Consider the following 25,110-nt stretch of genomic DNA (forward strand, 5'->3'; position numbering starts at 1 on the left):
CGACTGAGATCGCGACTGCTTCCAGCATGCCCGATGCGCTTTATTCCTAGGTGCCCAGCGCCACCGATGCCTCGGCGGTGTAGCACAGGAACGTCAGGGTCTCCTGCAGATACAGCTGCACGGAGTCGGCGTCATGGCTGGTGTAACCAATGGAGACGTCGGTACCCAGCTGCAGATCGAAGTCACCGCCACGGGTGGTCAGCACGAACGCACCGTCGATGGCGGGCGCCCAGATGATGTCACCGTTGACCAGGCGATTGATGTGCTCGAGGATCGGATACCCGTGCTCGGTCGTCTCGCTGACCTTCGTGTAGATATCGGCAGACAGCAGAACCGAATAGGGGCCGTCGACGCCGGATAGCCGCAGCTCGGACAGCGCCTGGGTGATGATGTCGGGAATCGCGCGAGGGTCGTCGGGCAACATCAGCGCGGGGTTCGAGCTGCAGCTGCGGATCCCGTCAATCGACGCGGCGGGGTAGCCCTCGAAGATGGCGCGATCCTCGACGAAGGCCAGCTTCTTGGCGGCGGCTTTGACCGGATCCCAGTCGGAGTCTTGCGAGCCGCGCTCGACGTCGTCGATCTCGTCGCGAGACAGGGTGAATGGAACCCGCAGGCGGACAAGCGGTTTGCTGGCGCGCAGGTGCGCGACCACGCCGTCGGTGGGCGCCTGCACGTCGACCAGACGTCCCGTGCTGACGGCCGCGGTAACCGGACCGCCGGGCTCGCTGACGTCGACCACCCGACGCCCGGCGATGTGCCGTTTGAACGTCCGCGTCGCCTCCAATTCGATTTCTGCCCAGGCGACGTCGGTGATCGGTGCCAGATCGCGATAGAGGTTGTTCTTCACTGGGTGGTTCCTTTCAGACTGCCGATCGAAAGCGCGCCGTCATCAGCGGCGGATGGGGCCGGTCGCTCCGTCTCGAGTGGTGCGGGAAGAGGTGGTGGATCGTCGAGGAAGTCGACGGTGGGGGAGAAGAACAGTCCGCCGGTAACGGCGGTGGAGAAGTCCAGGATGCGGTCGGTGTTGCCGGGCGGGTCGCCGATGAACATGTTGCGCAGCAGCCGCTCGGTGACTTCCGGTGTGCGCGAGTAGCCGATGTAGTAGGTGCCGAACTCGCCGGCACCGAGTTCGCCGAACGGCATGTTGGCCCGCACGATCTTCAACTCGTTACCGTCGTCGTCTTCGATGACGTTGAGCGCTACGTGCGAGTTGGGCGGCTTCACGTCGTCGCCGAGTTCGATGTCTTCCAACTTGGTCCGGCCGATCACCCGTTCCTGCTCGGTAACCGACAGAGAATCCCACGACGACATGTCGTGTACGTATTTCTGTATGTGCACGTAGCATGATCCGGCGAAGTCGGGATCCTCGTCGCCGATCGCGGTGGCGCTCAAGGCGATTGGGCCGTCGGGGTTCTCGGTGCCGTCGACAAAGCCGAGCAGGTCGCGGTTGTCGAAGAATTTGAACCCGTGCACTTCGTCGACGACGGTCACCGCGCCGGCCATCGACTTGAGGATGCGGCCGGCCAGTTCGAAACAGACGTCCATCGTCTCGGCCCGAATGTGCAACAAAAGATCACCGGGCGTGGCGGGTGCGGTGTGGCGCGGCCCGCTCAGCTCGATGAACGGATGCAGTTCGGCGGGCCGCGGACCGCCGAACAACCGGTCCCACGCGTCGGAGCCGATCGAGGCGACCACCGACAGATGCTTGGTCGGGTCGCGAAAGCCGATGGCACGCACCAGCCCCGAGAGGTCCGGCAGTGCGTCGTGCACGGTCGCTTCACCGCCGTCGTCGATGGTGACCACCAGAAATATCGCGGCAGGCGTCAACGGCGCGAGGATGGGCTGTGGCTGAACCGGAGGCACTCTGGTGACCTTAGCGTGGCGACGGCGAGCGCGGGAGGGCGCGAGCAAGGAGCCGCGCAATTGGGCCCAGCGTGGCGACGGCGAGCGCGGGAGGGCGCGAGCAAGGAGCCGCGCAATTGGGCCCAGCGTGAACTGCATGGTCACGGACAGCCATGATGGTGAACATGTCGGCCAGCGCCGCAGGCCTCTGCGAATTCATCGACGCTTCTCCATCGCCGTTCCATGCCTGCGCCACGGTGGCCGCTGCGCTGCTCGCCGCCGGGTACACCCAACTCCGGGAAACCGACCCGTGGTCCGCTGAACCGGGTCGCTACTTCATCGTTCGTGCCGGCTCGCTGGTCGCCTGGAACGCCGCCGACCCCACCGGCGCCTTCCGGATTGTCGGTGCGCACACCGACAGTCCCAACCTGCGGGTCAAGCAGCATCCGGACCGGGTGGTGGCCGGCTGGCGGGTCGTGGCGTTGGAGCCCTATGGGGGAGCCTGGCTCAACTCGTGGCTGGACCGCGATTTGGGGATCAGCGGCAGGCTGTCTTTGCGTGACGGGTCCGGAGTCGGCCACCGGCTCATCCGGATTGACGACCCGATCCTGCGGGTGCCGCAGCTGGCCATCCATCTGGCCGAGGATCGCAAATCGCTGACGCTGGACCCGCAACGACATGTCAACGCGGTGTGGGGCGTTGGCGACGAAGTGAGTTCGTTCGTCGGCTACGTCGCCGAGCGCGCCGGGGTGGCGGCGGACGACGTGCTGGCGGCCGACCTGATGACGCACGATCTCACGCCGTCGTCGGTCATCGGTGCCGACGCCAGCCTGTTGAGCGCTCCCCGGCTGGACAACCTGGCGAGTTGCTACGCCGGCCTGCAGGCGTTGCTCGCCGCCAAGCCGCGAAACTTCGTGCCCGTGCTGGTCCTCTTCGACCACGAGGAGGTCGGCTCGTCATCCGACCACGGTGCGCAATCCGACCTACTGAGCACGGTCCTGGAACGCATCGTGCTGGCGGCCGGCGGTAGCCGGGAAGACCTGCTGCGGCGGCTGCCGGCGTCGATGCTGGCGTCGGCCGACATGGCGCACGCCACCCACCCCAACTACCCGGAGCGCCACGAGCCGGGTCATCTGATCGAGGTCAACGCCGGACCGGTGCTCAAAGTGCACCCCAATCTGCGCTACGCCACCGACGGACGTACCGCGGCCGCCTTCGCGCTGGCTTGCCAGCAGGCCGGGGTGTCGCTGCAGCGCTACGAGCACCGGGCCGACCTGCCCTGCGGTTCCACGATCGGGCCGCTGGTGTCGGCTCGCACCGGGATCCCCACCGTCGACGTCGGCGCCGCGCAGCTGGCCATGCATTCCGCGCGGGAGTTGATGGGTTCCCACGACGTCGCCGCCTATTCGGCTGCGCTGCAAGCATTTTTGTCGCCGCAATAGTCGGCTAGCTCGGTCAGGCATAGAGTCGACCGGTATGACACTCAAAGTGGAGATGGTCACGTTCGACTGCGGCGATGCCGCGAAGCTAGCCAGTTGGTGGGCCGACCAATTCGGGGGCACCACACAGGAACTGATCCCGGGTGAGTTCGTTGCGGTTATGCGGCCGGACGGGCCGCGGTTGGGATTTCAGAACGTCCCCGATCCCACGCCGGGAAAGAATCGCGTGCACCTCGATTTCGGTGCCGAGGACGTCGACCGCGAAGTGTCGCGGCTGACGGCAGCGGGAGCCACCGAGGTGGGCCGTCACCAGTTCAGCGAGAACTTTCGCTGGGTAGTCCTGGCCGACCCCGAAGGCAACGCGTTCTGCGTGGCGGGTCAGTAACTCGATATCCCGTCCAGCAGCGCGTGGACGAGCCCGTCGAATCCGCCCACGCTGTCGCCCGAGCGCGTGAGCGCGTGCAAGAGCAGCGTGCCGACCAGTGCATGAGCGACGGCATCGACATCCGCACCGGCGCGCAACTCTCCGTCGTCGACGGCTTGGCGCAGTCGCGTCGTCAACCCGGCGAGCTGCGGGGCGCTCAATTGCTGATAGAGGTCCTCGCCGTCGCCCGGGCGCGCGGCGGCCGCGGCAACGAGAGCTCGCACCAAGGCGGCATTCGGTGGCTCGGCCAAGAACTCGGCGTGTTCGTTGAGCCAGGCCCGCAGATCGGCGCGGACATCGCCGGTCTGGGCGACCGGAAACGAACCTGATCGCCCGTAGGCCTCCAACACCGCCTCGGCGACCAGTGGTGCCTTCGACGGCCAACGCCGGTACAACGTCTTCTTGCCCACCCGGGCGCGGGCCGCAACGCTTTCCATCGACAGCTCGGCGTAACTGCCGCTGGTCAGCAGCTCGCGGGTGGCATCGAGAATCGCGTGATGCACCCGGCTGTCGCGTGGACGGCCGATCCGCTCGGGGGGCGCTGGCGGCTGATGGCCGGGTTGGGCTACCTTCATCGCGAACAGCTTACGATACGATACGTGTCGTTTCTATGAAAGGACTCGCCGGTGAGTGCTCCTTCGTTGTCCGTGCCGAAGACCTGGGACGAGATCACCCCCGAGTGGATGTCGACGGCACTGGCCGCGGACTTTCCGGGCGCGGTGGTCGACGCGGTCACCGTCGAGCTCCGCGACGACGGCACCAACCGGCGTGCCCGGCTGGGCGTCAGCTACCAAGCCGGTGCGGGCCCGGCGACGGTTTTCGTCAAGGCTGCCGATCCGGCGCACAAGATGCTGATCCGCCTGACCAGCGGCATGTTCCACGAGCCTCGACTGTTCACCCGCGGGGTGGATTTGCCGCTGCAGCACCCCGCCGTCTACACCGCGCTGATCGACGAGGCCGATTACGACTTCATCCTGGTGATGGAAGATCTCCGAGCCAAGGGAGCAGACCCCCGCGACGGGACCCGGCCTTACACCGTCGAGCAGGCGGCGACCGGGGTGCGCGGCCTGGCCCGGATGCATGGCCGGTTTTGGGGTGAACGAGTGCTGCGTGAGCCGGCGCTGGACTGGCTGGAGCCGTTTGTGGCCTGGAAGGGCATGGAGGCGGCACCGTTGCCGGCCGCCCTCGAACGCCTCGGCGCCGACGCGCCCGCCGAGGTGATGTCGTTGACCATCGACGAGCTCATCGACTCGATCTGGAAGCCGTATGTCGCGACGCTGACCACATCCCCGCAGACACTGCTGCACGGTGACCCTCACATCGGCAACACGTACCTGCTGCCGAGCGGCGAAGTCGGCTTTTTGGACTGGCAGGTGGCCCGGCGGGGCAATTGGTCGCTGGATCTGGGCTATTTCCTGCAGGGCGCCCTGACCGTCGAGGATCGGCGCCGCAGCGAGCGCGACCTGCTTGCGGAATACCGGGACTCACTGGGGTTGCCGGCCGACGAGCTGCCCAGCGCCGAGGAGATCTGGTTGCGCTACCGGGCCTCCGTCGCCCACGGGCTGACCCTGTGGCTGGTCACCGCCAGCGCCGGCGAGTGGCAGCGTACGGATGTCTCTGTCGCACTGGCGCAACGGTATTCGTTCGCCTACGCAGACCTCGACCCCTTGTCAGCGCTGGCCGAGATCGCCGGTTAGACGCAGCTCTGCGGTTTCGTGTGGCCGCCGGGGTGCGACGTCGCCCTAGACTGTCTGCGTGACTGCCTCCGGAACAGGCGCGCGTACCCACGTGGCGGATACCGTGGAACTCGCGGCGACCACCCCCGACCAGCCGCAGCCCTTCGCTGAGTTGGGCCTTAAAGACGACGAGTACCAGCGGATTCGCGAGATTCTCGGCCGCAGGCCCACCGACACCGAGCTGGCGATGTACTCGGTGATGTGGAGCGAGCACTGCTCGTACAAGTCGTCGAAGGTTCATCTGCGCTACTTCGGCGAGACCACGACCGACAAGATGCGCGCGGCCATGCTGGCCGGCATCGGCGAGAACGCGGGCGTCGTGGACATCGGTGACGGTTGGGCCGTCACGTTCAAGGTCGAGTCGCACAACCACCCGTCCTATGTCGAGCCCTACCAGGGCGCGGCCACCGGCGTGGGCGGCATCGTGCGCGACATCATGGCCATGGGCGCACGACCCGTCGCCGTGATGGATCAGCTGCGATTCGGTGCCGCCGACGCGCCGGACACCCGCCGGGTGCTCGACGGCGTGGTCCGCGGTATCGGCGGCTACGGCAACTCGCTCGGCCTACCCAACATCGGTGGCGAGACCGTCTTCGACGCGTCCTACGCGGGCAACCCGTTGGTGAACGCGTTGTGTGTGGGGGTGCTGCGCAAGGAGGATCTGCACCTGGCTTTCGCCTCGGGCACCGGCAACAAGATCATCCTGTTCGGTGCGCGCACCGGCCTCGACGGCATCGGTGGTGTGTCCGTGCTGGCGTCGGAGACCTTTGGCGGCGACGAGGGCGGTGGCCCCGGCCGCAAGAAGCTGCCCTCGGTGCAGGTCGGCGACCCGTTCACCGAGAAGGTGCTCATCGAATGCTGCCTCGAGCTGTACGCGGCCGGGTTGGTGATCGGCATCCAGGACCTAGGTGGTGCCGGATTGTCTTGTGCGACTTCAGAACTCGCATCTGCGGGCGACGGCGGCATGCGCGTTGAACTGGAGACGGTCCCGTTGCGGGCGGCCAACATGACCCCCGCCGAGATCCTCTCCAGCGAGTCCCAGGAGCGGATGTGCGCGGTGGTCGCTCCCGAGAACGTCGAGGCTTTCCTGGCGGTGTGCCGCAAGTGGGAGGTGCTGGCGACGGTCATCGGCGAGGTCACCGATGGTGATCGGTTGCGCATCACCTGGCACGGCGAGACCGTCGTCGACGTGCCGCCGCGCACCGTGGCGCATCAAGGCCCGGTGTACGAACGCCCGGTGGCTCGCCCCGAATCGCAGGACGTCCTGAACGCCGACCGGTCCAGCAGCCTGCCCCGGCCGGTTACCGGTGAACAGCTGCGTGCGACTTTGCTTGCGCTGCTGGGCAGCCCGCATCTGTGCAGCCGTGCCTTCATCACCGAACAGTACGACCGATATGTGCGCGGCAACACCGTACTGGCCGAGCACGCCGACGGTGGTGTGCTGCGCATCGACGAGTCCACCGGCCGCGGCATCGCGCTGTCGACCGACGCGTCGGGCCGCTACACCAAGTTGGATCCCTACACCGGCGCCCAGCTTGCGCTGGCCGAGGCCTACCGCAACGTCGCCACCACCGGTGCCGTCCCGGTCGCGGTGACCAACTGCCTCAACTTCGGGTCGCCAGAGGATCCCGGGGTGATGTGGCAGTTCGCTCAAGCGGTCCGAGGACTTGCCGATGGCTGTGTGGCCCTGGGGATTCCAGTGACCGGAGGCAACGTCAGCTTCTACAACCAAACCGGATCGGTTGCGATCCTGCCCACCCCGGTGGTTGGAGTGCTGGGCGTGATCGACGACGTCGATCGGCGCATCCCGACCGCCCTGGGCACCGACCCGGGCGAGACCCTGCTGCTGCTGGGCGACACCCGCGACGAATTCGACGGCTCCATCTGGGCTCAGGTGACCGGCGACCATCTGGGCGGGCTGCCGCCCGCGGTCGACCTGGCCAGGGAGAAGCTGCTGGCAGAGGTGCTGAGCGCGGCATCACGCGACGGGCTGGTGTCCGCTGCCCACGACCTGTCCGAAGGCGGGCTCGCCCAGGCCATCGTGGAATCGGCGCTGGCAGGTGAAACCGGCTGCCGCGTAGTGCTTCCCGAGGACGCCGATCCGTTCGTGACGCTGTTCTCCGAGTCGGCGGGCCGGGTGCTCGTGGCGGTGCCACGCACCGAGGAGAGCCGGTTCCGTGCCATGTGCGAGGCGCGGGGCCTTCCTGCCGCCCGCATCGGCGTCGTCGACCAGGGCTCGGACGCGGTGGAATTTCAAGGCTTGTTCACGGTGCCACTGGCTGAACTGCGCGCGACGTCCGAAGCGGTGCTGCCGCGATTCTTCGGTTCAGCGGCCGTCTGATCGGGCCCGGGCTGTTCAGGGGTTGATGGTGTTGTCGCCCAGTTGGCGGCCCCACACGTAATCCACCACAAGCGGTGAACCGACCTCAAAGTGGTTGTAGGGAGCCATGCTCGCGCCGGTGTCCATGACGAGATAGGGAGCAGGCCAGAGCTCGCGGGTAATCGATTGCCAGCATCCCGGTCGCCCGCCTGGTCCACCCCTGGCGTTGGTCCGCGGCAGGTTCTCCGGATAGATGTACGGATTAGTCGCTCCCGCAATGGAACCCGACGAGTGAGCCCCCAATGCATAGCCGTTGTCTCCGAGCGCGTTGTGGATCTTGGGCGCGACATCGTTGAAATTCCGTATAGTGCAAAAGATCTCGGGGCTGTACTCGTCCAGCAGCTGAGCGCTGGGAACGAGATCGGCCGCACCGCGCGATAGGTACGGCCCGCTTCGGCTGAACACGTCGGCGCCGCTGTTGCCCAACCCCGCCGCCGCCAGCAGCGCCGCATCCAGATCGCCAAGCTGGCGGTTGAGTGTCCGCGCGGTGGCCACCGCGTGCTCGAGCGCATTCAACAAGTCCGGCGCGGCGTCGGCGTACCTGTCGCCCAGCGCCGCCAGGCGCGCGATGTCGAAGTGGATCTGGGGCATTTGTGGGTTCAGGTCGTCGAGGATCGCGTTGCCGTTGACCAGCGAAGCGCCGAACTTCTCGCCTAACCCGGTCAGCGCCTGCGCCGCCGCGGACAGCGTCAGGTTCACCTTGACAGGGTCGACCTTCTCGGCGATCGAGGTAATCGTCTCGAACAGGGAGTTGAACTCCGTCGTCACCGACGTCGCGTCGATCACGATGGACGGTGTGATCGATTGCCTAGCAGGGTGTTTCGGAGAGCTCAACGCAACGTACTTATTGCCGAACACCGTGGTCGCCTTCACTTCGGCCGCCACATTGGCCGGAATCATGCTGACGTACTTCGGCGTTACGTCCAGCACCACTTGGGCGGCCGGCTTGCCGTCCCGGGTGATCTCGGAAATGCCGGACACCCGGCCGATCTCGACACCGTTGTAGGTGACCTTGGAGCCGGGATCCATCACCAAACCCGCCCGGGCAGCCACCATGGTCAACTTCGTTTTCGGCGTGAGGTCGCCACGAAACTGCGAGTACAGCACCAACCCGAGGAGCCCCATGACCACGATCGTCACGAGGCCGACGGTCTTGTACGGTGGCCCGCGGCGCGGATCCATGATTCTGAGACCCTAAGGTATGGCCGCCCGTGATAGTGCCGATCCGGCCAAGACGCGTCAGGTCCTGACGGCCGTTGCGGACTGGCTGCGCGACGAGACCCGTGAGGCACCGGACCGCACCACACTGGCGACCGCGGTGCGGCTCACCGCGCGCACTCTGGCCGCGGTGGCGCCCGGTGCCAGCGTCGAAGTCCGCATCCCTCCGTTCGTCGCGGTGCAGTGTGTGTCCGGGCCCCGGCATACCCGCGGTACGCCGCCCAATGTCGTGGAGACCGATCCGCGGACCTGGCTGCTGCTGGCCACCGGAATGTTGACGCTCGCCGACGCACAGGCGAACGGATTGCTAAGGCTATCGGGCTCTCGAGCGGGTGAAATTGACCACTGGCTGCCGTTGTTCGATGTGGGCTGAATATAACTCTGAACTGCAGGTTTAGGGTGACACGCCGAGAACTTCGGCGCTCAACACGCCCAACAGATTCGTGCGCGGACCTTACGTGGCCGTAAACTCCGTAGCGTCACTACCCCTCGCTAGGGAGCCGCCCACCGTGACCGTCCAGGAATCCGAGCAGGACCTGAACTCGCCCCGCGAAGAGTGCGGTGTATTCGGGGTTTGGGCCCCGGGCGAGGAAGTCGCCAAACTCACCTACTACGGCCTCTACGCGCTGCAGCATCGCGGCCAAGAAGCCGCCGGTATCGCCGTCGCCGATGGATCTCAGGTATTGGTCTTCAAAGACCTCGGCCTGGTCAGCCAGGTGTTCGACGAGCAGACGCTGGCGGCCATGCAGGGCCACGTCGCCATCGGACACTGCCGCTACTCGACCACGGGCGATACCACCTGGGAAAACGCCCAGCCGGTGTTCCGCAACACCGCGGCCGGCACCGGGGTTGCCTTGGGGCACAACGGCAATCTGGTCAACACCGCTGAACTTGCCGCACGCGCGCGCGACGCGGGGCTGATCGCCAAGCGTTGCCCGGCTCCGGCGACGACGGACTCCGACATCCTGGGCGCGCTGCTCGCCCACGGCGCGGCCGACTCCACCCTGGAACAGGCGGCGCTGGAACTGCTGCCTACCGTGCGCGGGGCCTTCTGTCTGGTCTGGATGGACGAGAACACGCTGTACGCCTGCCGCGATCCCCATGGGGTGCGGCCGCTTTCGCTTGGCCGCCTGGACCGCGGCTGGGTGGTGGCCTCCGAGACTGCCGCGCTCGACATCGTCGGTGCCTCGTTTGTCCGCGACATCGAACCGGGCGAATTGCTGGCGATCGACGCGGACGGCGTGCGGTCCACCCGCTTTGCCAGCCCCACACCCAAGGGTTGCGTCTTCGAATACGTCTACCTGGCCCGGCCGGACAGCACCATCGGCGGTCGGTCCGTGCACGGCGCCCGGGTGGAGATCGGCCGACGGTTGGCCCGCGAATGCCCGGTGGACGCCGACCTGGTGATCGGCGTGCCGGAATCGGGCACCCCGGCCGCGGTGGGATACGCGCAGGAGTCCGGCATTCCCTACGGGCAGGGCCTGATGAAGAACGCCTACGTCGGGCGAACATTCATCCAGCCGTCGCAGACCATCCGTCAGTTGGGCATCCGGCTGAAGTTGAACCCGCTCAAAGAGGTGATCCGCGGCAAGCGGCTCATCGTCGTCGACGACTCGATCGTGCGGGGTAACACTCAGCGCGCGTTGCTGCGAATGCTGCGCGAGGCCGGCGCCGTCGAGGTGCACGTGCGGATTGCGTCGCCACCGGTGAAGTGGCCGTGCTTCTACGGCATCGACTTCCCGTCGCCGGCCGAACTGATCGCCAACGCCGTCGAGGACGAGGACGAGATGCTCGAGGCGGTACGGCATGCCATCGGCGCCGACAGCCTGGGCTACATCTCGTTGCGGAGCATGATCGCCGCGACCGAGCAGCCGGCCACGCGCCTTTGCTCCGCCTGCTTCGACGGCAGGTATCCGATCGAGCTGCCCAGCGAGACCGCGCTGGGCAAGAACGTCATCGAGCACATGCTCGCCAATGCGGCACGCGGCGTCGAGCTGGGCGATCTTGCGGCCGATGAAGTTCCCGTCGACCGCTGACGGAATCCACTTCAGGTGCTTCAAAGACGTTTGATACCGGCGCGAAGCGCCTACCGGTAGCCTTTATCGCGATGACCGATCCCGGAAAGAGCCCCGGAGAAGAACCGGGCAGCCAGGGCATTACCTACGCGTCGGCCGGGGTGGATATTGAAGCCGGTGACCGCGCGGTCGATCTGTTCAAGCCACTGGCGGCAAAAGCCACCAGAGCCGAGGTGCGTGGCGGGCTGGGCGGATTCGCCGGACTGTTCGCGTTGCGCGGCGACTACCGCGAACCGGTGCTTGCCGCCTCCACCGACGGCGTCGGCACCAAGCTGGCGGTTGCGCAGGCGATGGACAAGCACGACACCGTCGGCCTCGACCTGGTGGCGATGGTGGTCGACGACCTTGTGGTTTGCGGCGCCGAGCCGCTGTTCCTGCAGGACTACATCGCGGTCGGCCGAACCGTGCCGGAGCGACTGAGCGCGATCGTCGGCGGCATCGCCGAGGGATGCGTGCGGGCGGGGTGCGCGCTGCTGGGCGGCGAGACCGCCGAACACCCCGGGCTGATGGAACCCGACCATTACGACATTTCGGCTACCGGGGTCGGCGTGGTGGAGGCCGACAACGTGCTGGGACCCGATCGGGTCAAGCCCGGCGACGTCATCATCGGGATGGGGTCCTCCGGCTTGCACTCCAACGGATACTCGCTGGCCCGCACGGTGCTGCTCGAGATCGATCGGATGAACTTGGCCGGCTATGTGGAGGAGTTCGGTCGCACCCTGGGCGAAGAGTTGCTGGAGCCCACCCTGATTTACGCCAAAGACTGCCTGGCGCTGGCGGCCGAAACCCATGTCAGCACCTTCTGCCACGTCACCGGTGGCGGACTGGCGGGCAACTTGGAGCGTGTCATCCCGCACGGGCTGACCGCCGAGCTCGACCGGGGCACCTGGACGCCCGCTCCGGTGTTCGCGATGATCGCCCAGCGCGGCCGGGTGACCCGCGAGGAGATGGAAAAGACCTTCAACATGGGCGTCGGCATGATCGCCGTCGTCGCGCCCGAAGACACCGACCGCGCCTTGGCGATATTGACCGCACGGCATCTGAGCTGCTGGGTGCTCGGGACCGTCTGCAAAGGCGGAAAAGAAGGTCCACGGGCAAAACTGGTGGGACAGCACCCGAGATTTTAAAAGCCTGCGTCTAACTGGGGCCAACATTGTGCCGATGCACGCGGCATCGGCACAGAGCGAGTTCTAGCGGCGCCAGTCGTCTTCGTTGTCCAATGGGCCGTCGGCGTCGTCCAACTCGTCGGATTCGCCCTCACCCGTACCGGACAGCTCTTGCTGAAGCCGCTGAAAATCGGTCTGCGGGGAGCTGTATTTAAGTTCTCGAGCAACCTTGGTCTGCTTTGCCTTAGCCCGGCCGCGGCCCATGGGGGAACCCCCTCGCGCAATAAACGGAGCGGCCTAACAAGTTAGGCGGCTCCGATCTCTTGGTGATTTATCGTCCTGCCGACAGTTTACCGTGCCTCGCGGCTAGGCGTCGGAAGGCCCCCGCCCGCTGTGGCGGACTTCGCCGCCATTATCTCGTACCGCCCCGCAGCCGCTCGACGGCCAGACGCCCTGCGCCGATCTGCTCGGTCGGCGGCAGGGAATCAGGGTCGATGACGGCCGCGACCGAGGCCGCCGCGCCGGTCGCCAATTCGGTGTCGGCCGGTATCCCGCGCTTGAGCAACGCGAGCGCGATCGGCCCCAGATCCACATGGTCGACGACGGTGCCGAGGCGTCCCACGGCGCGCCCGCCGGCGAGCACCGCGTCACCCGTGGACGGCCGGTCCACCGAGCCGTCGAGGTGCAACAGCGCCAGCATCCGGGGCGGTTTGCCTAGGTTGTGCACCCGGGCGACGGTTTCTTGCCCGCGATAGCAGCCCTTGTCCAGATGGACGGCCCCGACACCGGGACCACCGATCCAGCGCACCTCGTGCGGAATCGTGCGCTCGTCGGTGTCGACGCCGAGGCGCGCACGCACCGCCGCGACCCGGTGGGCTTCGTAGGTCCACACCCCGGACGGTCGCACGCCCGCCTGCGTGAAGCGGGTTTGCCAGTCCGCCACCTGGCCGCGCGGCACCAGCAGCTCCAGTTCGATCTGACCGGCGGTAGGGGCGGGCATCCGCCGCACAAAGCCACCACCGGCGAGCGGAATTGCGATCAGCTCGTCGGGCAGGGCGTCCAGGCCAAGCGCGTCGAGCACCGCCCGGTCGGCCAACCGCGGCCCGATCAGCGACAAGACCGCTGTGTCGGCGGCGGCCGGCGTGACGTCGGACCAGAACACCATCTTGCTCAGGTAGCTCAGCAACGGTTCACCGCGCCACGGTTCGGTGTCGAGGTAGGTGACCCCGCCCAGCTCGGTCTGCATCCAGTGGTCCTCGACCCGGCCCTGTCCGTCCAGGCTGAGATTCTGCGTGCTGGCCCCGTCGGGGAGCTCGCTGACGTGTTGGGTCGAGATGTTGTGTAGCCAGGTTTGCCGGTCCGCGCCGGTCAGGGTGAGGACCGCGCGGTGCGAGCGGTCCACGAGCACCGCGTCGGTCTCGGCGGCGCGCTGCTCGCCCAGCGGATCGCCGTAGTGCCAGATCGCGCCGGCGTCGGGTCCGGAATCGGGTGCGGGTACTGCGTTCACAGGTCAACTCTACGGAGGCGAGTGCGGCTGCCCGGCTAGGCTCTTTCGGCATGGCGGGTCAGACGGGTGTGATCGTCACTCTTGACGGCGAAATACATCCACCCGGTACGCCGCTGCTGCACGCCGACGATCTCGCCGCGGTACGCGGTGACGGCGCCTTCGAGACCCTGCTGGTCCGCGATGGCGGGCCCTGTCTGGTCGAGTCGCACCTGCAGCGCCTGACCCAGTCGGCCAAATTCATGGATCTGCCCGCGCCGGACCTGCCGGGTTGGCGGCGCGCGATCGACCTCGCCACCCGGCAGTGGACCGCCGGGTCCGCCGACGAAGGCGCGTTGCGGTTGATCTACAGCCGGGGTCGCGAGAGCGGTTCGGCACCCACCGCGTATGTGATGGTCAGCGATGTGCCCGAAAGGGTGGCCGCGGTTCGCCGCGACGGGGTTGCCGCGATCATGCTCGACCGAGGGCTACCCGCGACCGGTGTCGGTGAGATGCCGTGGCTGCTGGCCGGCGCCAAAACCCTGTCCTACGCAGTGAATATGGCCGCTTTGCGGCACGCCGCTCAACAGGGCGCCGGTGACGTCATCTTCGTCAGCTCGGACGGCTATGTCCTGGAAGGCCCACGCTCGACGGTGGTGATCGCCACCGATTCCGACGCGGGTCCCTGCCTGCTTACGCCGCCGCCCTGGTATCCGATTTTGCGCGGCACCACGCAGCAGGCCCTGTTCGAGGTGGCGCGGAGCAAAGGCTACGACTGCGACTATCGCGCGCTGCGGGTCGCGGACTTGCAAGCTGCCCAAGGGATCTGGCTGGTATCAAGCATGACCTTGGCCGCCCGTGTGCACACGCTCGATGGTCGCCGACTACTTCGATCGCCAATCACCGAGGAGTTCGCCGAGCTGGTCGACGCGGCCATCATCATCGATCGCTGAGCGCTGAATTGTGTTGTCGGCTCGCGGAACGGCGGGTACGGTCGGCCGTACACAGGGAAGGAGGTGGTCCGCGAAATTGATAGCTTCATGGACGTGTGAGGTGGCTACGCGCTAGCTGCAATGGCTCGGAAGAGCTAGCGATTACGCGCGCTGGCGAATTCCCCGTAGCCACCCGGCCCCCGAGCTTCCTGGTCCGTCCAACCAGGAGCCTTGCTCGGGGGCCGCTCCATGTCAGGATGCAAGTTCGGCGAAACCCGGGCTATTGCTTGACGTTTGCCGCCATCTGGTCGGCGATCTGTCCGCCCTGGCCCTCGATGTTCGGTGCGCACGCCCGGACGTCGACGACTATGTCGGATACCGCGCTCAACACACGCTGGCAGGTCGACCGCCCATCATTGCGCGTGCGTAGCTGCTCGATCTTGGGCGCGGCTCCAGTCAGGTTCCCGAAGGTCCAGTGACCGATCTCGCCCGCAGATACGGTCAGCGTCACGGCCAGGCCGTTGCAAGACCGCCATTTGTCCGCCTGAGCCGCCACGAAGGCCCGCGCCGCATCCGGGGTCGGAAAGCTCACCGCGCCTTCGTAGATCCGATATGCAGTGTCGCTCGTATCCAACTCCTGGCCACGCACTCCGGTGAGACCGCTGCCCGCGTACACGGTATTTTGCAGGGCGTCGAACGCGCCGAGGCAGTCAAGGTCAGACAAGTTCAGATCAGGGCGAGTCTGCTGGGTCTGGTCGGCGATCTCCATAGCCGGTGTGCCCATGATGGTGCCGACCTGCGGCGCGCCCAGCAGAACTGAGTACAGGCCCCCGGTGTGCGCAGGCCCGGGCGCCGCCTGATTGGGCACCACCTGACCAGGCGCCGCCGCCTGACTGGGCGCCACCTGCTCAGGAGTACGTGTGCTGGCCGGCGTTTTGGTGGGGCCGGGACTCTCGGTGGCGAAGATGACCGCGACACCAGTCGCGACGACCACCGCCAGGGCGGTGCCGGCCACGATGATGAACCGTCTGGAGGACACCTGCTTGCCCGGACCGCGGGGAGTGGTTGTCGTGGCGGAGTGCGAGGGGGATTGCTGGGGGCCGTTGACAGGCGGGGGCCCAGCGCCGGGGCCTGCCGTCGCATCCGGCAGTGCCGCCGCGGAGAGCGTCGACTGATCTGACGCGGCGGGCGTACCGAACTGCGCCACGGTGGCAAGCGATTCAGCATCGAGTCGGGTCGCGGTCAAGTCCGATGCGTTGGGCGAGGGATCCGGTGCTGTGTCGTGCCCGCGCGCCAAAGCCGGTTCGGTCGGTGTCGGATCAGGTGTCGGTCGCGCGATGGGCTCGGTGATCGCGTCGCGGGCAGCTTGGGCTAGCTCCAGTGTGGTGGCATACCGCTGGCCGGGCTCTTTGGCCATACCGCGCGCGATGACCTCGTCGAGCTGTGCGGGCAGGTTCGGTTGGGTTTTCGAGGGTTGAGGCGGCGGTGTGTTCAGGTGCGCGGCAAGTACCTGCCCAATCGAGTCAGCGGCAAAAGGCGGGCTGCCGGTCAGGCATTCGTACAGCACGCAGGCCAACGAGTAGATGTCGGCACGGGCATCCTCTTCTGTACCGGCGCCTAGCCGCTCTGGTGCAATGTATTGCAGGGTGCCGATCGTGTTGCTGGACTTGGTCATTCGCGTTTCGTCGAGGGACCGGGCGATCCCGAAATCAATCAGGTAGGCGAAGTCGTCACCATCGAGCAAGATGTTGGACGGTTTGACGTCGCGGTGTAGCAGACCAATCTGGTGGGCGGCATGCAACGCGTTTGCGACCTGTTCAATGATGAGCACGACACGCGAGGGATCCAGCGGCCCGTCGGCCAGCACGGCGTGCAGGTCTCGGCCCTCGATCAGCCGCATATCGACGTAGAGCTGGCCGTCGATTTCGCCGTAGTTGTGGATTGGAATGACGTGCGGGTTGTTCAATCGGGCGGCCGCGTGGGCTTCCCGGCGGAAACGGCGATGAAACTCATCGTTCTCCGACAAATGAGGAGGCAAGAGTTTGACGGCTACGATCCGGTCGGTCTCGGTGTCGAAGGCTCGCCACACCTCGCCCATGCCACCGCGGCCAAGCAACTCGATCAACCTGTAGCGCCCAAACGGCGTCCCGTCCACATCAGCCTCCCGCCGGCCACGGTTCAACACACGATAAGACCGGCGAAGGCGTCACACCCAGGGATCCCGACAAGCGCGCATCATGCGGCGCGGACGACGTGAACAGTCACTTCACGTTGGCGGCTATCGCGTCGGCGATCTGATCGCCTTGGCCAGTGACGCCCGGACCGCACGCGCGGATGTCGACGACTACGTCGGACACCGCGTTCAGGACGCGTTCGCACGCATTTCCATCTTTCCGCGTGCGTATCGTCGTAATTCTTGGAGCGGCCCCGCCGAGGCTTCCAAAGGTCCAGTGAGCTGACCCGCCCGGGGTGGTCAGCGTCACCTCTACGCCGTCGCAGGCACGCCACTTCTCCGCTTGCGCTGCCACGAAGGCCCCTGCCTTTTCCGCGCTGGGAAAGCTCACCGCTGCTTGATAGATCCGGTAGGCCTTGTCCGACGAGTTCAACTCCTGGCCGAGCACCCGGGTAAAGCCGCTATTCGCATAGGCCGTGCTTTGTATGGCATCAAAGGCGCCAACGCACCTCATGTTTGACAGGTTCACGTCTGCGCGGATGTCCTCAGTCTGGTTGGCGAGCTCCATGCTTGGCGTGCCCATGATGGTGCCGACCTGCGGCGCGCCGAGCAGAATGCTGTCCAAGCGACCCCGCCCTGGCGCGGGCGCCGGCTGCTCGCCGGTGCCAGGTGCGGCCGCAGCCGGCGTGGCAGTTCGCGCGCCGGCCGGAGTCTTCTTCGGGCCCGACCCCTGAGTGGTCAGCAGCACGACGACCGCGATCGCTGCGATGACCGCGACTGCCGCACCGCCGATGACGATCAGCCGCTTGTTGGACCCGCCGCTGCTGGCCGCGCCGCCGCTCAGCTCGGTCGGTACGGTGGCCGCGGTTGAGCCGCCGGGCTGTGTGGCGGTGGTCGACCCCGCGGCCGCCGGAGCCTGGGCCGCAGCGGCGCCTCCCGGCGAACCGTCTTTGGCTTCGATTTCGGCCAGCACGTTGTCGATTTCGCTTCGGGTGCGGTACGTGACGTCGTGCCGCAGGCGCAGCATGCGCAGAAGTTGCGCGATATCGCCGCGGGCGCTGGGATCGTCACCGTCCTCGTCGAACCCGGACCTCAGCTCGACCAGGAGCTGGAGCTGCTGCTGCGGGCTGAGCTCTTTTTCGGCGAGAGTGTTCCCCAACCGGGTGATGTAACCGAACGGCACCGGCGGCTCTTCGGGCAGCGGGTCGGGCAGCGGCACCGGCTTGCTGCGGAGCCCGTGCACCGCGGTGACCAACTGAATGCCGGCGTCGACCGTCGGTTCCCGGTAGTCGATGATCTGCAATGCGGCAAGGGGATTCACGCGCATGCTGTCGACCTCACCGATCCGAACGGGAAGGATCGGACGGCCCAACGCCTGGGCGTAGCGCAGCTCCGCCTGACTCGGCTTGGATTGCAGCCAGTTACTCGACAGCGCGACGACGAACACTTCGCAGTCGCGGATCTGCTCGAGGATCTTGGCCCACCAGGAGTCGCCGCCGCCGAGCTCTTGGTCGAACCACACCTGATTCTGTCCGCGCCGCAGGGCGGTGGTCAGGGCGTCGACCGTCATCCGATCTTGGCTCGAGTAGCTGATGAACAGCGCCATCGCAGTCTCCTAGGGTGCAGCGGAGCGAACCAACTGTGAGCGAAAGCCTGCCTGCGCGACCCGTACCCACGTGCGCCGATACCGTATCAGTGTTGGGGCCCTTCAGGATGCGCAAATTTTCAGCGGAATTCGGCGTAGCGCCGCGGGAACTCATCACCGGGAACCGGCCACTGCTCGCCGCTGGATCCTCGTACCACCCAGTCGCCTTCCGCGGCGGTGGTGGGGCCCTCCAAGGTGTCGACCGTCTCGCCCGGATAGGCCGGGCGAGCTTGCACCCGCCCCTTGCGCTGCCACTGCCCGTCGCCCGCCGGCTCATAGGTGTCGCGGAAGATGTCGTCGCGTACCGACCACACCTTTCCGTCCTCGTTGATCGCCCAGTCGCCGGCGTCGGCGCGCATCGTGTGCCCCGAGTCCGACGTCCATGTCCATGGCGCGCTTCGTTGTTCGGCGGTGACCGTCCCCACCCGCGTGTAGGACTGCCACAGCGGGCGCGACCGGAAACCCAGCTGGCGCAGGCTCCACAGCGTGCCCGCCAAACTTCGCACCGCGGCATTGAGCAGATCCGGGTCGTTTTCCACCACCGACCAGTCGACGAGCTTGTTGTGAATCTTGCGTGAGTCGTCCCGCGGCGAACCGAACTTCCAGCCGTTGTGGCGGTAGTAGCGGCACCAGTCTTCGTGCTCTGCCCGGGCCATGCGCAGCGCCGAGTCATGGTCGAAGCCCATCAGCGCAAGCTGTTCGGCCGGAGCCAATTCCGCCATTTCGCTACCGGACAGCTGGACGGGCGCGCTGCCCCACGTATTCCAGGTGTGTCCCGCGATCTGCTCCACCATCCACAAGGCGTTGCGGACCTGGCGCCGATTGGAGCCACGGTAGAACTCGCTGAGCTCGGCCCACGGCATCGCGGCCGCGGACCTGGGGCCTTCCGGATCGATCGTCGAGACATAGCGCTGGTGGATCAACCGGGCCGCACGCTCCCACGCGTCCTGAACCTGACCCTCCTGGGTGTCGAGCACCAGCGAATAGGACTGCAGTCGGCCGACGATCTGGATGGAGTCGTCGCTGATGCTGGTGTTGAGATCCGAAGCGAAGATAGGCATGTCGGGGTGCCGGGCGGCCAACCTGGCGGCGGTCGTCCCGGCGTGGGCGTCCACGAAGACGACCGCGCTGGTTGCGGGCTCGGTGTCGCTGATCAGCTTCAGCATGGTCGGTATCGTCGGCGCCTCGGCGACCGCGTCGATCGTCGGCCCCTCCGAGGCGAATCCCGCTTGCTGACGGTGGAATTCGTGATCGCGCAGGTATTCTTCGGCGTCTCGTTCGACGAGGGTCAGCGTAGGCAACGCCACCGCACCGGGCGGAGTGTAGAACTCGCGTTCCAGGGCCCGCTGGGTCAGGTCGGCGCACAGTGCCAGAGTCAATTGCGAAGTGCCGCAGACGAATACACGCTTTGTCCGCCCCGTTGCGATGATGCTGTCGAGGAGCCGGCCCGCGGTAACCTCGTACTTGCCGACGACGTCGGCCGCCCACCGGGTATCGGACCCGCCGAACTGCTGGGCACGCCACGCCTGGGCCAGCCAGGGATCGTCCATGCGCACGATCAGGGGCAACCGCTGCTTGTGGGCGACCTCGGAGAGCCGACGACCGATCAGGTCCAGCCACAACAGGTTGATCGCCGGGTCCGGCGCCATCAGGTAGAGCCGAGACAGGTGGCGCCACAACCGAAGTGACACCAGGGTAGACGGGGTATTGAAGTCCACCAGCACCACCCGGGCGCCCTGCCGGCGGGCCCGCTGCACGCGGTCGTCGCTGGCGCCGGTGATCACGACCAGTGTGCTGCGGCGGTCCAGTGTGCGCGCGACGGCGCTGATCATCGATTGGGTGTCATTGTCGACGCCGACGATGGCCGTGACGGACTCGGCGAGATTGGCGCGCACCCGGTCCACCTGGGCCCGAAACACGCCGACCACGACGCCACCCAGTCCGGTGAAGATCGCCGACAGTGCGGCGATCCGGGCCAGTTCCAGGCCGACCGGGGTGGGGTTCGGGCAGGTGTGCCCGCTCACGGAGAAGTCGCTGGTGCCGCCCTTGACCAGGCTGGCCGTCGCCATCAGCGGCGTGAAGAAGGCCGGATGGTTGGCGTCGTGGCAACCCCAATAGGAGCTGAGTCCCAGCACCGCGCTCATGCCGATGAGCACGGCGATCACGGTGAACGACATTCCCACCACCCGGTGGCCACTGCTCGACCGAAAGGTCACCACGCACACCGCGATCAGCACCGTCACCACGATCGCCAGCGTCGGCATCGATCCGGGCCGGCCGAACCACCCCAGCCAGGCTGGAAACGAGTCGTCGATGGAAGGGCGCACTGCCAGCACCGCCAGATAAACGACGAGCACCAGGCCGACCGCCGTTACGGCCCATCGCAGGGCAGGCCGGGGGGTCCTGGTGGGACGCATCCGCCGATCTCCCTTCGCGCGGTATCGGCTGCTCGGACGTCGAACAGTACACGCGAAAGATCGGCCGAAGGCAATGGTTTGGTGCGAGCGCCGAATTACCTACGCGGGCAACAGCACCGGGCCGTTATCCGACGAATCGTGACAGCCGCGCCGACAGGTGCGGGACCAGTCCGCCGTCGGCGTCCACCCGCTCCTCGACGTAGGCCAGGTCGCCGCCCTCGACGATGCCGTAGAGCCGCTTGGCGCCGCCCACCAGAACGCCCGACCGGCTGCGGGCCAAGGCGTCGGTCACCAGCTCCCACGACGACTGGTTGCGCGGGCGCCCGTAGAACAATTCGACGTAGCCGGACGAGTGGGCGAGCAACAGCTCGATGGCCTGAGACTCGTTCAGGTCGTCGGGATCGAGGACGAAACGCCAGAAGCCGGTCTCGCGCAGGCCCGGTTCCTGGTAGTTGCCGTCGCTGTCGAGCCGCCAGGACCTGGCTTCCCAATTCAGGTAATCGCCTCCGTCGTGCGAGACCACGATCTGCTGGCCGAACCGGTAGTCACCATAGGGTCCGCGGCCCTCGCCCTCACCGCGCCACACGCCGACCAGTGGCAGCAGCGCCAGCAGCGCGTCGTTGAGGTTGGCGCCTTCGCGCAGGTTCGCGGTGTCGGCCGGGACGGGCAGATCGTCGAAGGCCGGGATATTGCGGGCCGCGGTCACCTTGGCGCGTTCTGCGGCGGCAGCCACTGCGCGGTCGCCGGATACTGCGGAACCGGCCGGTCCCTCAGGGTCCTCGTCGTAAGTCACGACTCGTCGGTGATGAGTCGGTAGAGGGTGTACAACGCAAACCAGGAGATGACCACAACTGACGCGACCAGCATGATCTCGAAGAAGAGCACCACGATAGCGAGTCTATTCGCCTCGCCCCGCCCGCGGCTCGTCCGGGGATCCCGGTCACGGCGTGGGCGGTCAGGCGATCTTGACGTCCACCTCGTGGATGCCCGCGCCCGACGGCGCGACGACGGCGTCGCCGTTCCCGGCCTTGGACAGCGCACGCAGCGTCCACGATCCCGGCGCCGCGAAGAACCGGAAGTCGCCGGTGGCCGATGCGACCACCTCGGCCGTGAACTCGTCCGACGAGTCCAGCAGCCGGACGAACGCGCCACCGACGGCCTGGCCGTCGCGGTCCACGACGCGGCCGGTGATCACCGTTTCCTTCTCCAGGTCGACGCTGGCGGGCAACGTCTGTCCTTGCCTAGGTGCAGAGCACATATCAGCTTCCCAACTCGATCGGGGCGCCCACCAGGGAGCCGTATTCGGTCCAACTGCCGTCGTAGTTCTTGACGTTCTTATGCCCGAGTAATTCCTGCAGAACGAACCAGGTGTGCGACGAACGCTCTCCGATTCGGCAGTACGCGATGGTTTCCTTCGTGCCGTCCAGACCGGCGTCGGCGTACAGCTTGGCCAACTCCTCGTCCGACTTGAAGGTGCCGTCCTCGTTGGCGGCTCGGCTCCATGGCACGTTTATCGCTCCCGGAACGTGTCCGGGTCGCTGGCTTTGCTCCTGCGGCAGGTGCGCAGGCGCCAGGATCTTGCCGGAGAACTCGTCAGGAGAGCGCACGTCGACGAGGTTCTTGGCGTTGATGGCCGCGATGACCTCGTCCCGGAACGCCCGGATCGTGTTGTCCGGTGGTGCCGCGGTGTACGAGGTGGCCGGCCTGTTGACGGCGTCGGTGGACAGCGGGCGACCGTCGAGCTCCCACTTCTTGCGGCCGCCGTCGAGCAGCTTGACGTCGGCGTGGCCGTACAGCTTGAAGTACCAGTAGGCGTAGGCGGCGAACCAGTTGTTGTTGCCGCCATAGAGGATCACGGTGTCGTCGTTGGAGACGCCGCGGTCAGAGAGCAGTTTGGAGAACTGCTCGGCGTCGACGAAGTCGCGCTTGACCTGGTCCTGCAGGTCGGTGCGCCAGTCGAGCTTGATCGCGCCCGCGATGTGGCCTCCGTCGTACGCGCTGGTGTCCTCATCGACCTCGACGAACACGACGTTCGCGGCGTCGAGATTTTTCTCAGCCCATTCGGCGGAGACCAGGACGTCGGAACGTGCCATGGTGGAGATCCTTTCGATTACTTGCGATGAACTTCGGTTACGCCGGACCGGCGGTCGGTCGGAAGCGAACCACGAGGGGATAAAGCTGGCAGCCCAGGCAGATGCCGAAGGCCGCGTTCAGGAAGGCCGCCACCAGCGCGAAGGCCGTCGCGATGACGCCCGCCAGGGGCGCGCCGCCGACGAATCCGGCGGCACCGACGATCGCGAAGATCAGGCCGACCAATTGGGCGAACTTCAGCGGCGGCACCGGTTCGCGCTCTTTGACCGGACTAAGCCGGGGTGCCACCAGGGTGGCGAACAGCCGGCCGTAGGGGTGCCGGCGCGGACCGGCGAGAGCACCGATCGCGAAGACCACGGCCTGCAGACCCAGAATGATCGCGGCGGCCAGCGGGCTCACCGCCGAGACGATCAGCGTCGCAACCAGGACCGCGGTGGTGACCCAGGCGGCGAATCTGGGTCCACGAACGTCGACGCGGTCCAGCTCGGCGCTGGTATTGCTGCTTGACACGAAAGACTCCTATTTGCCTGTTGCACGGAAAAGGTGGAGACACGCCACGGTGGGGCTCCGGGCTGCTCCGAGTACTGCGCGGGCGGGCGCGGCTACTCAGCAGCTACAGCAACAGCAACAACAACAACCCGCGATGCGGCACAGATCAACTGCGCGACGCTTGGTGAGCATGGGCTCCAGGCGGGATGACACGTCGGTCAGCTTACCCAATGACATCGCGATCAAGCCAACAGCGGTTCGAGGGCGGACCGCAGGTCGGCGGGCTTGGGGACACCCGATGTCCGGTAACGCTGCCGTCCGTCGACATCGAAGATCAGGGTGGTCGGCAGCGACAGCACCGAAAAGCGGCGTGCGGCCACCGGGTTGGCGTCGATGTCCACCTCGACGTGAGCCACATCGCCCATGTTGTCGCACACCTGGTCGACGACCCGGCGTACGCGATCACAGGGTCCGCACCACGGTGCGCTGAAATGCACGACGGTCGGTCCGGTCCTGGACAAACCCAGGTCTGCGGCGTCGGCATCGGCGCCCTGGCCCGGGTCTGAACCCACTTCTTTGATGCTTCCGGAGCGCCGGGTCAGCAACCAGCCGACGACTGCCGCTACGGCGAGGGCCGCAACGATCGCGACGACGACACTAGTCATTGGCGCCGCTCCTCCCCGTTGCTCCGCGCCGCATCGTCGACGGCGCGGCTCATGACTGCTTAAACCCCTCGAGGGTCACGGTTACTCCCGTCGTGATGCCCTCGATGATGACGTCCGAGCCGCGCGCCCCCACAGTGCGGGGCGCCACGCCGAACGGAAGTCGCTGATTGGGCAGCCTGGCGGTAAAGGCGCGCAGCACCGCGTCGCGCTTGTCATCGGGAACGGCTTGGTTGGCGGTGTCCGGTCCGGTGAGGACACCGGTCGGGGTGAACACCAGCGTCGCCTGGTCGTCGGGAGCGATCGACAAGTCCATCGAGATGCTCACCCGGTGGTCGAAGCCGGCCGATTTCGGGGTGCCGCTGAAGACGAGTCCGTGGTTGCCGGAAATCCCCGATTCGGTGGTGCCGCCGGTGGCGTCGTTGGTCTCGGCGGGTGGTGCCTCAACCATCAGGTCGCCCATCCCCAGGTATCGGCCCAGGTGCATCGAGCCGATGATGATGCGGCTTTCCAGCTTGCCCACCGGAAGCTTCGCATTGGGTCTGATCAGCCATGATGCGTCGGTCAGGTCGATCGAGTGCATGGTCGCTTCCAGCGTGGCCTTCCCCGTCATCGCGTGGTCGACGCCGTTGGCCTTGATCTCCAGCTCGTTGTAGTGCCGATGCATCGCCTGCGGAATGAACGGGAAGGCCAGGATGGCCACGAAGGGGTCTGACCCCAGATTTGCCGCCTTACGCACGGTGCGCGAGAGCTGGTACTCGGCGTAGATACTGACTCCATAGTCCGCTCCGACGGCACCGATCACGATCACCGCCACGGCGGACACCGCGGCGATCACACTGATCAGCACCCTGCGCATCCGCATATTGTGGCGCAGTCCTCCTCGGCGCGCGGCGGGGGATTGCGGACCGGATCGCCTCGTGGTGGGGCTCACAGTAAATAACAACGGCAGGCACAAGGGCCAGGCAGCACGTTATCGTTAGATGACCTGGCCACTA

Annotated in this window: 24 protein-coding genes; 8 read left to right on the plus strand and 16 right to left on the minus strand. The window is 66.6% G+C overall.

Going from position 1 to position 25,110, the window contains the following annotated elements; all coding sequences use genetic code 11:
* Window positions 1–46: 46 nt before the first annotated feature.
* Both ACZY0B_RS02230 and ACZY0B_RS02235 read right to left on the minus strand, forming a co-directional pair.
* The gene (locus ACZY0B_RS02230) at window positions 47–847 is read right to left on the minus strand and encodes a family 1 encapsulin nanocompartment shell protein (RefSeq protein WP_463762302.1); all 801 of its coding nucleotides are present in this window, start codon (window positions 845–847) and stop codon (window positions 47–49) included.
* The gene (locus tag ACZY0B_RS02235) at window positions 844–1,863 is read right to left on the minus strand and encodes a Dyp-type peroxidase (RefSeq protein WP_463762303.1); all 1,020 of its coding nucleotides are present in this window, start codon (window positions 1,861–1,863) and stop codon (window positions 844–846) included. The genes ACZY0B_RS02230 and ACZY0B_RS02235 overlap by 4 nt, the downstream gene beginning before the upstream one ends.
* A 164-nt stretch (window positions 1,864–2,027) precedes the next feature.
* Between ACZY0B_RS02235 and ACZY0B_RS02240 the strand changes: the two genes are divergently transcribed.
* Together ACZY0B_RS02240 and ACZY0B_RS02245 are read left to right on the plus strand one after the other, a co-directional pair.
* Entirely contained in the window at window positions 2,028–3,284 is a 1,257-nt protein-coding gene (locus ACZY0B_RS02240; RefSeq protein WP_463762304.1) for a M18 family aminopeptidase, read from the plus strand.
* Window positions 3,285–3,318: 34 nt separating this feature from the next.
* Entirely contained in the window at window positions 3,319–3,666 is a 348-nt protein-coding gene (locus ACZY0B_RS02245) for a VOC family protein (protein WP_463762306.1), read from the plus strand.
* On the opposite strand, the gene ACZY0B_RS02250 is transcribed toward ACZY0B_RS02245, so the two are convergent.
* The gene (locus ACZY0B_RS02250; RefSeq protein ID WP_463762307.1) at window positions 3,660–4,280 is read right to left on the minus strand and encodes a TetR/AcrR family transcriptional regulator; all 621 of its coding nucleotides are present in this window, start codon (window positions 4,278–4,280) and stop codon (window positions 3,660–3,662) included. The two genes, ACZY0B_RS02245 and ACZY0B_RS02250, sit on opposite strands and share 7 nt — an antisense overlap.
* Before the next feature lie 51 nt (window positions 4,281–4,331).
* Here ACZY0B_RS02250 and ACZY0B_RS02255 point away from each other — a divergent pair, with 51 nt between their 5' ends.
* A complete protein-coding gene (locus ACZY0B_RS02255) occupies window positions 4,332–5,402 on the plus strand; it encodes a phosphotransferase (protein ID WP_463762308.1) in 1,071 nt (356 codons plus the stop codon).
* A gap of 91 nt (window positions 5,403–5,493) precedes the next feature.
* On the plus strand, window positions 5,494–7,782 hold the full coding sequence (gene purL, locus ACZY0B_RS02260) for a phosphoribosylformylglycinamidine synthase subunit PurL (protein WP_463762382.1): 2,289 nt from the start codon (window positions 5,494–5,496) through the stop codon (window positions 7,780–7,782).
* 15 nt (window positions 7,783–7,797) lie between these two features.
* Here purL and ACZY0B_RS02265 read toward each other — a convergent pair whose 3' ends face one another.
* A complete protein-coding gene (locus ACZY0B_RS02265) occupies window positions 7,798–9,003 on the minus strand; it encodes an MCE family protein (protein ID WP_463762309.1) in 1,206 nt (401 codons plus the stop codon).
* Between the two features lie 19 nt (window positions 9,004–9,022).
* Here ACZY0B_RS02265 and ACZY0B_RS02270 point away from each other — a divergent pair, with 19 nt between their 5' ends.
* The 3 genes from ACZY0B_RS02270 (at window position 9,023) to purM (ending at window position 12,241) form a co-directional block, all read left to right on the plus strand.
* Window positions 9,023–9,412, plus strand: a complete 390-nt coding sequence (locus ACZY0B_RS02270; protein WP_463762310.1) for a sterol carrier family protein — start codon at window positions 9,023–9,025, stop codon at window positions 9,410–9,412.
* 136 nt (window positions 9,413–9,548) lie between these two features.
* Window positions 9,549–11,075, plus strand: coding sequence for an amidophosphoribosyltransferase (purF, locus tag ACZY0B_RS02275; RefSeq protein WP_463762311.1), 1,527 nt, complete (start codon window positions 9,549–9,551; stop codon window positions 11,073–11,075).
* 71 nt (window positions 11,076–11,146) lie between these two features.
* A complete protein-coding gene (gene purM, locus ACZY0B_RS02280; RefSeq protein ID WP_463762313.1) occupies window positions 11,147–12,241 on the plus strand; it encodes a phosphoribosylformylglycinamidine cyclo-ligase in 1,095 nt (364 codons plus the stop codon).
* 63 nt (window positions 12,242–12,304) lie between these two features.
* Here the strand turns inward: purM and ACZY0B_RS02285 are convergent, their stop codons facing one another.
* Both ACZY0B_RS02285 and ygfZ read right to left on the minus strand, forming a co-directional pair.
* Window positions 12,305–12,484: a DUF3073 domain-containing protein gene (locus tag ACZY0B_RS02285; RefSeq protein ID WP_463762314.1), complete on the minus strand. Its 180-nt coding sequence runs from the start codon at window positions 12,482–12,484 to the stop codon at window positions 12,305–12,307.
* A 148-nt stretch (window positions 12,485–12,632) separates the two neighbouring features.
* The gene (gene ygfZ, locus ACZY0B_RS02290; RefSeq protein WP_463762315.1) at window positions 12,633–13,727 is read right to left on the minus strand and encodes a CAF17-like 4Fe-4S cluster assembly/insertion protein YgfZ; all 1,095 of its coding nucleotides are present in this window, start codon (window positions 13,725–13,727) and stop codon (window positions 12,633–12,635) included.
* 68 nt (window positions 13,728–13,795) lie between these two features.
* Here ygfZ and ACZY0B_RS02295 point away from each other — a divergent pair, with 68 nt between their 5' ends.
* Window positions 13,796–14,656, plus strand: coding sequence for an aminodeoxychorismate lyase (locus tag ACZY0B_RS02295; RefSeq protein WP_463762383.1), 861 nt, complete (start codon window positions 13,796–13,798; stop codon window positions 14,654–14,656).
* A 259-nt stretch (window positions 14,657–14,915) separates the two neighbouring features.
* On the opposite strand, the gene ACZY0B_RS02300 is transcribed toward ACZY0B_RS02295, so the two are convergent.
* The 10 genes from ACZY0B_RS02300 to lmeA form a co-directional block, all read right to left on the minus strand.
* Window positions 14,916–16,790 carry a serine/threonine-protein kinase PknH/PknJ gene (locus ACZY0B_RS02300; RefSeq protein ID WP_463762316.1) on the minus strand — a complete coding sequence of 625 codons (1,875 nt, stop codon included), beginning with the start codon at window positions 16,788–16,790 and terminating at the stop codon, window positions 14,916–14,918.
* A gap of 106 nt (window positions 16,791–16,896) precedes the next feature.
* Window positions 16,897–18,414 carry a sensor domain-containing protein gene (locus ACZY0B_RS02305; protein WP_463762317.1) on the minus strand — a complete coding sequence of 506 codons (1,518 nt, stop codon included), beginning with the start codon at window positions 18,412–18,414 and terminating at the stop codon, window positions 16,897–16,899.
* A gap of 119 nt (window positions 18,415–18,533) precedes the next feature.
* Complete coding sequence (locus ACZY0B_RS02310) at window positions 18,534–20,870, minus strand: hypothetical protein (protein WP_463762318.1); 2,337 nt, start codon at window positions 20,868–20,870, stop codon at window positions 18,534–18,536.
* A 124-nt stretch (window positions 20,871–20,994) separates the two neighbouring features.
* On the minus strand, window positions 20,995–21,663 hold the full coding sequence (locus ACZY0B_RS02315; RefSeq protein ID WP_463762319.1) for a heme-binding beta-barrel domain-containing protein: 669 nt from the start codon (window positions 21,661–21,663) through the stop codon (window positions 20,995–20,997).
* A gap of 162 nt (window positions 21,664–21,825) precedes the next feature.
* Window positions 21,826–22,128 carry a DUF1416 domain-containing protein gene (locus ACZY0B_RS02320; RefSeq protein ID WP_463762320.1) on the minus strand — a complete coding sequence of 101 codons (303 nt, stop codon included), beginning with the start codon at window positions 22,126–22,128 and terminating at the stop codon, window positions 21,826–21,828.
* A gap of 1 nt (window position 22,129) precedes the next feature.
* The gene (locus tag ACZY0B_RS02325; RefSeq protein WP_463762321.1) at window positions 22,130–22,963 is read right to left on the minus strand and encodes a sulfurtransferase; all 834 of its coding nucleotides are present in this window, start codon (window positions 22,961–22,963) and stop codon (window positions 22,130–22,132) included.
* Between the two features lie 37 nt (window positions 22,964–23,000).
* Entirely contained in the window at window positions 23,001–23,471 is a 471-nt protein-coding gene (locus tag ACZY0B_RS02330) for a DUF4395 domain-containing protein (RefSeq protein WP_463762322.1), read from the minus strand.
* Between the two features lie 96 nt (window positions 23,472–23,567).
* On the minus strand, window positions 23,568–23,687 hold the full coding sequence (locus ACZY0B_RS02335) for an Ms5788A family Cys-rich leader peptide (protein WP_463762323.1): 120 nt from the start codon (window positions 23,685–23,687) through the stop codon (window positions 23,568–23,570).
* A 5-nt stretch (window positions 23,688–23,692) separates the two neighbouring features.
* The gene (locus tag ACZY0B_RS02340) at window positions 23,693–24,115 is read right to left on the minus strand and encodes a thioredoxin family protein (RefSeq protein WP_463762324.1); all 423 of its coding nucleotides are present in this window, start codon (window positions 24,113–24,115) and stop codon (window positions 23,693–23,695) included.
* A gap of 49 nt (window positions 24,116–24,164) precedes the next feature.
* Window positions 24,165–24,977 (minus strand): mannan chain length control protein LmeA, encoded by an 813-nt coding sequence (gene lmeA / locus ACZY0B_RS02345; protein ID WP_463762325.1) that lies wholly within the window; start codon window positions 24,975–24,977, stop codon window positions 24,165–24,167.
* Window positions 24,978–25,110: the final 133 nt, after the last annotated feature.

The sequence above is a fragment of the Mycobacterium sp. IDUB_19 genome, assembly GCF_055419445.1.

Bases quoted from the DNA above. Each gene is read 5' to 3' on its own strand.
- ACZY0B_RS02240 (WP_463762304.1), top strand. From the start codon at position 2,028: ATGTCGGCCAGCGCCGCAGGCCTCTGCGAATTCATCGACGCTTCTCCA.
- ACZY0B_RS02245 (WP_463762306.1), top strand. From the start codon at position 3,319: ATGACACTCAAAGTGGAGATGGTCACGTTCGACTGCGGCGATGCCGCG.
- ACZY0B_RS02250 (WP_463762307.1), bottom strand. From the start codon at position 4,280: ATGAAGGTAGCCCAACCCGGCCATCAGCCGCCAGCGCCCCCCGAGCGG.
- ACZY0B_RS02265 (WP_463762309.1), bottom strand. From the start codon at position 9,003: ATGGATCCGCGCCGCGGGCCACCGTACAAGACCGTCGGCCTCGTGACG.
- ACZY0B_RS02270 (WP_463762310.1), top strand. From the start codon at position 9,023: ATGGCCGCCCGTGATAGTGCCGATCCGGCCAAGACGCGTCAGGTCCTG.
- purM (WP_463762313.1), top strand. From the start codon at position 11,147: ATGACCGATCCCGGAAAGAGCCCCGGAGAAGAACCGGGCAGCCAGGGC.
- ACZY0B_RS02285 (WP_463762314.1), bottom strand. From the start codon at position 12,484: ATGGGCCGCGGCCGGGCTAAGGCAAAGCAGACCAAGGTTGCTCGAGAA.
- ACZY0B_RS02305 (WP_463762317.1), bottom strand. From the start codon at position 18,414: ATGGCGCTGTTCATCAGCTACTCGAGCCAAGATCGGATGACGGTCGAC.
- ACZY0B_RS02310 (WP_463762318.1), bottom strand. From the start codon at position 20,870: ATGCGTCCCACCAGGACCCCCCGGCCTGCCCTGCGATGGGCCGTAACG.
- ACZY0B_RS02320 (WP_463762320.1), bottom strand. From the start codon at position 22,128: ATGTGCTCTGCACCTAGGCAAGGACAGACGTTGCCCGCCAGCGTCGAC.
- ACZY0B_RS02325 (WP_463762321.1), bottom strand. From the start codon at position 22,963: ATGGCACGTTCCGACGTCCTGGTCTCCGCCGAATGGGCTGAGAAAAAT.
- ACZY0B_RS02335 (WP_463762323.1), bottom strand. From the start codon at position 23,687: ATGTCATTGGGTAAGCTGACCGACGTGTCATCCCGCCTGGAGCCCATG.
- ACZY0B_RS02340 (WP_463762324.1), bottom strand. From the start codon at position 24,115: ATGACTAGTGTCGTCGTCGCGATCGTTGCGGCCCTCGCCGTAGCGGCA.
- lmeA (WP_463762325.1), bottom strand. From the start codon at position 24,977: ATGCGGATGCGCAGGGTGCTGATCAGTGTGATCGCCGCGGTGTCCGCC.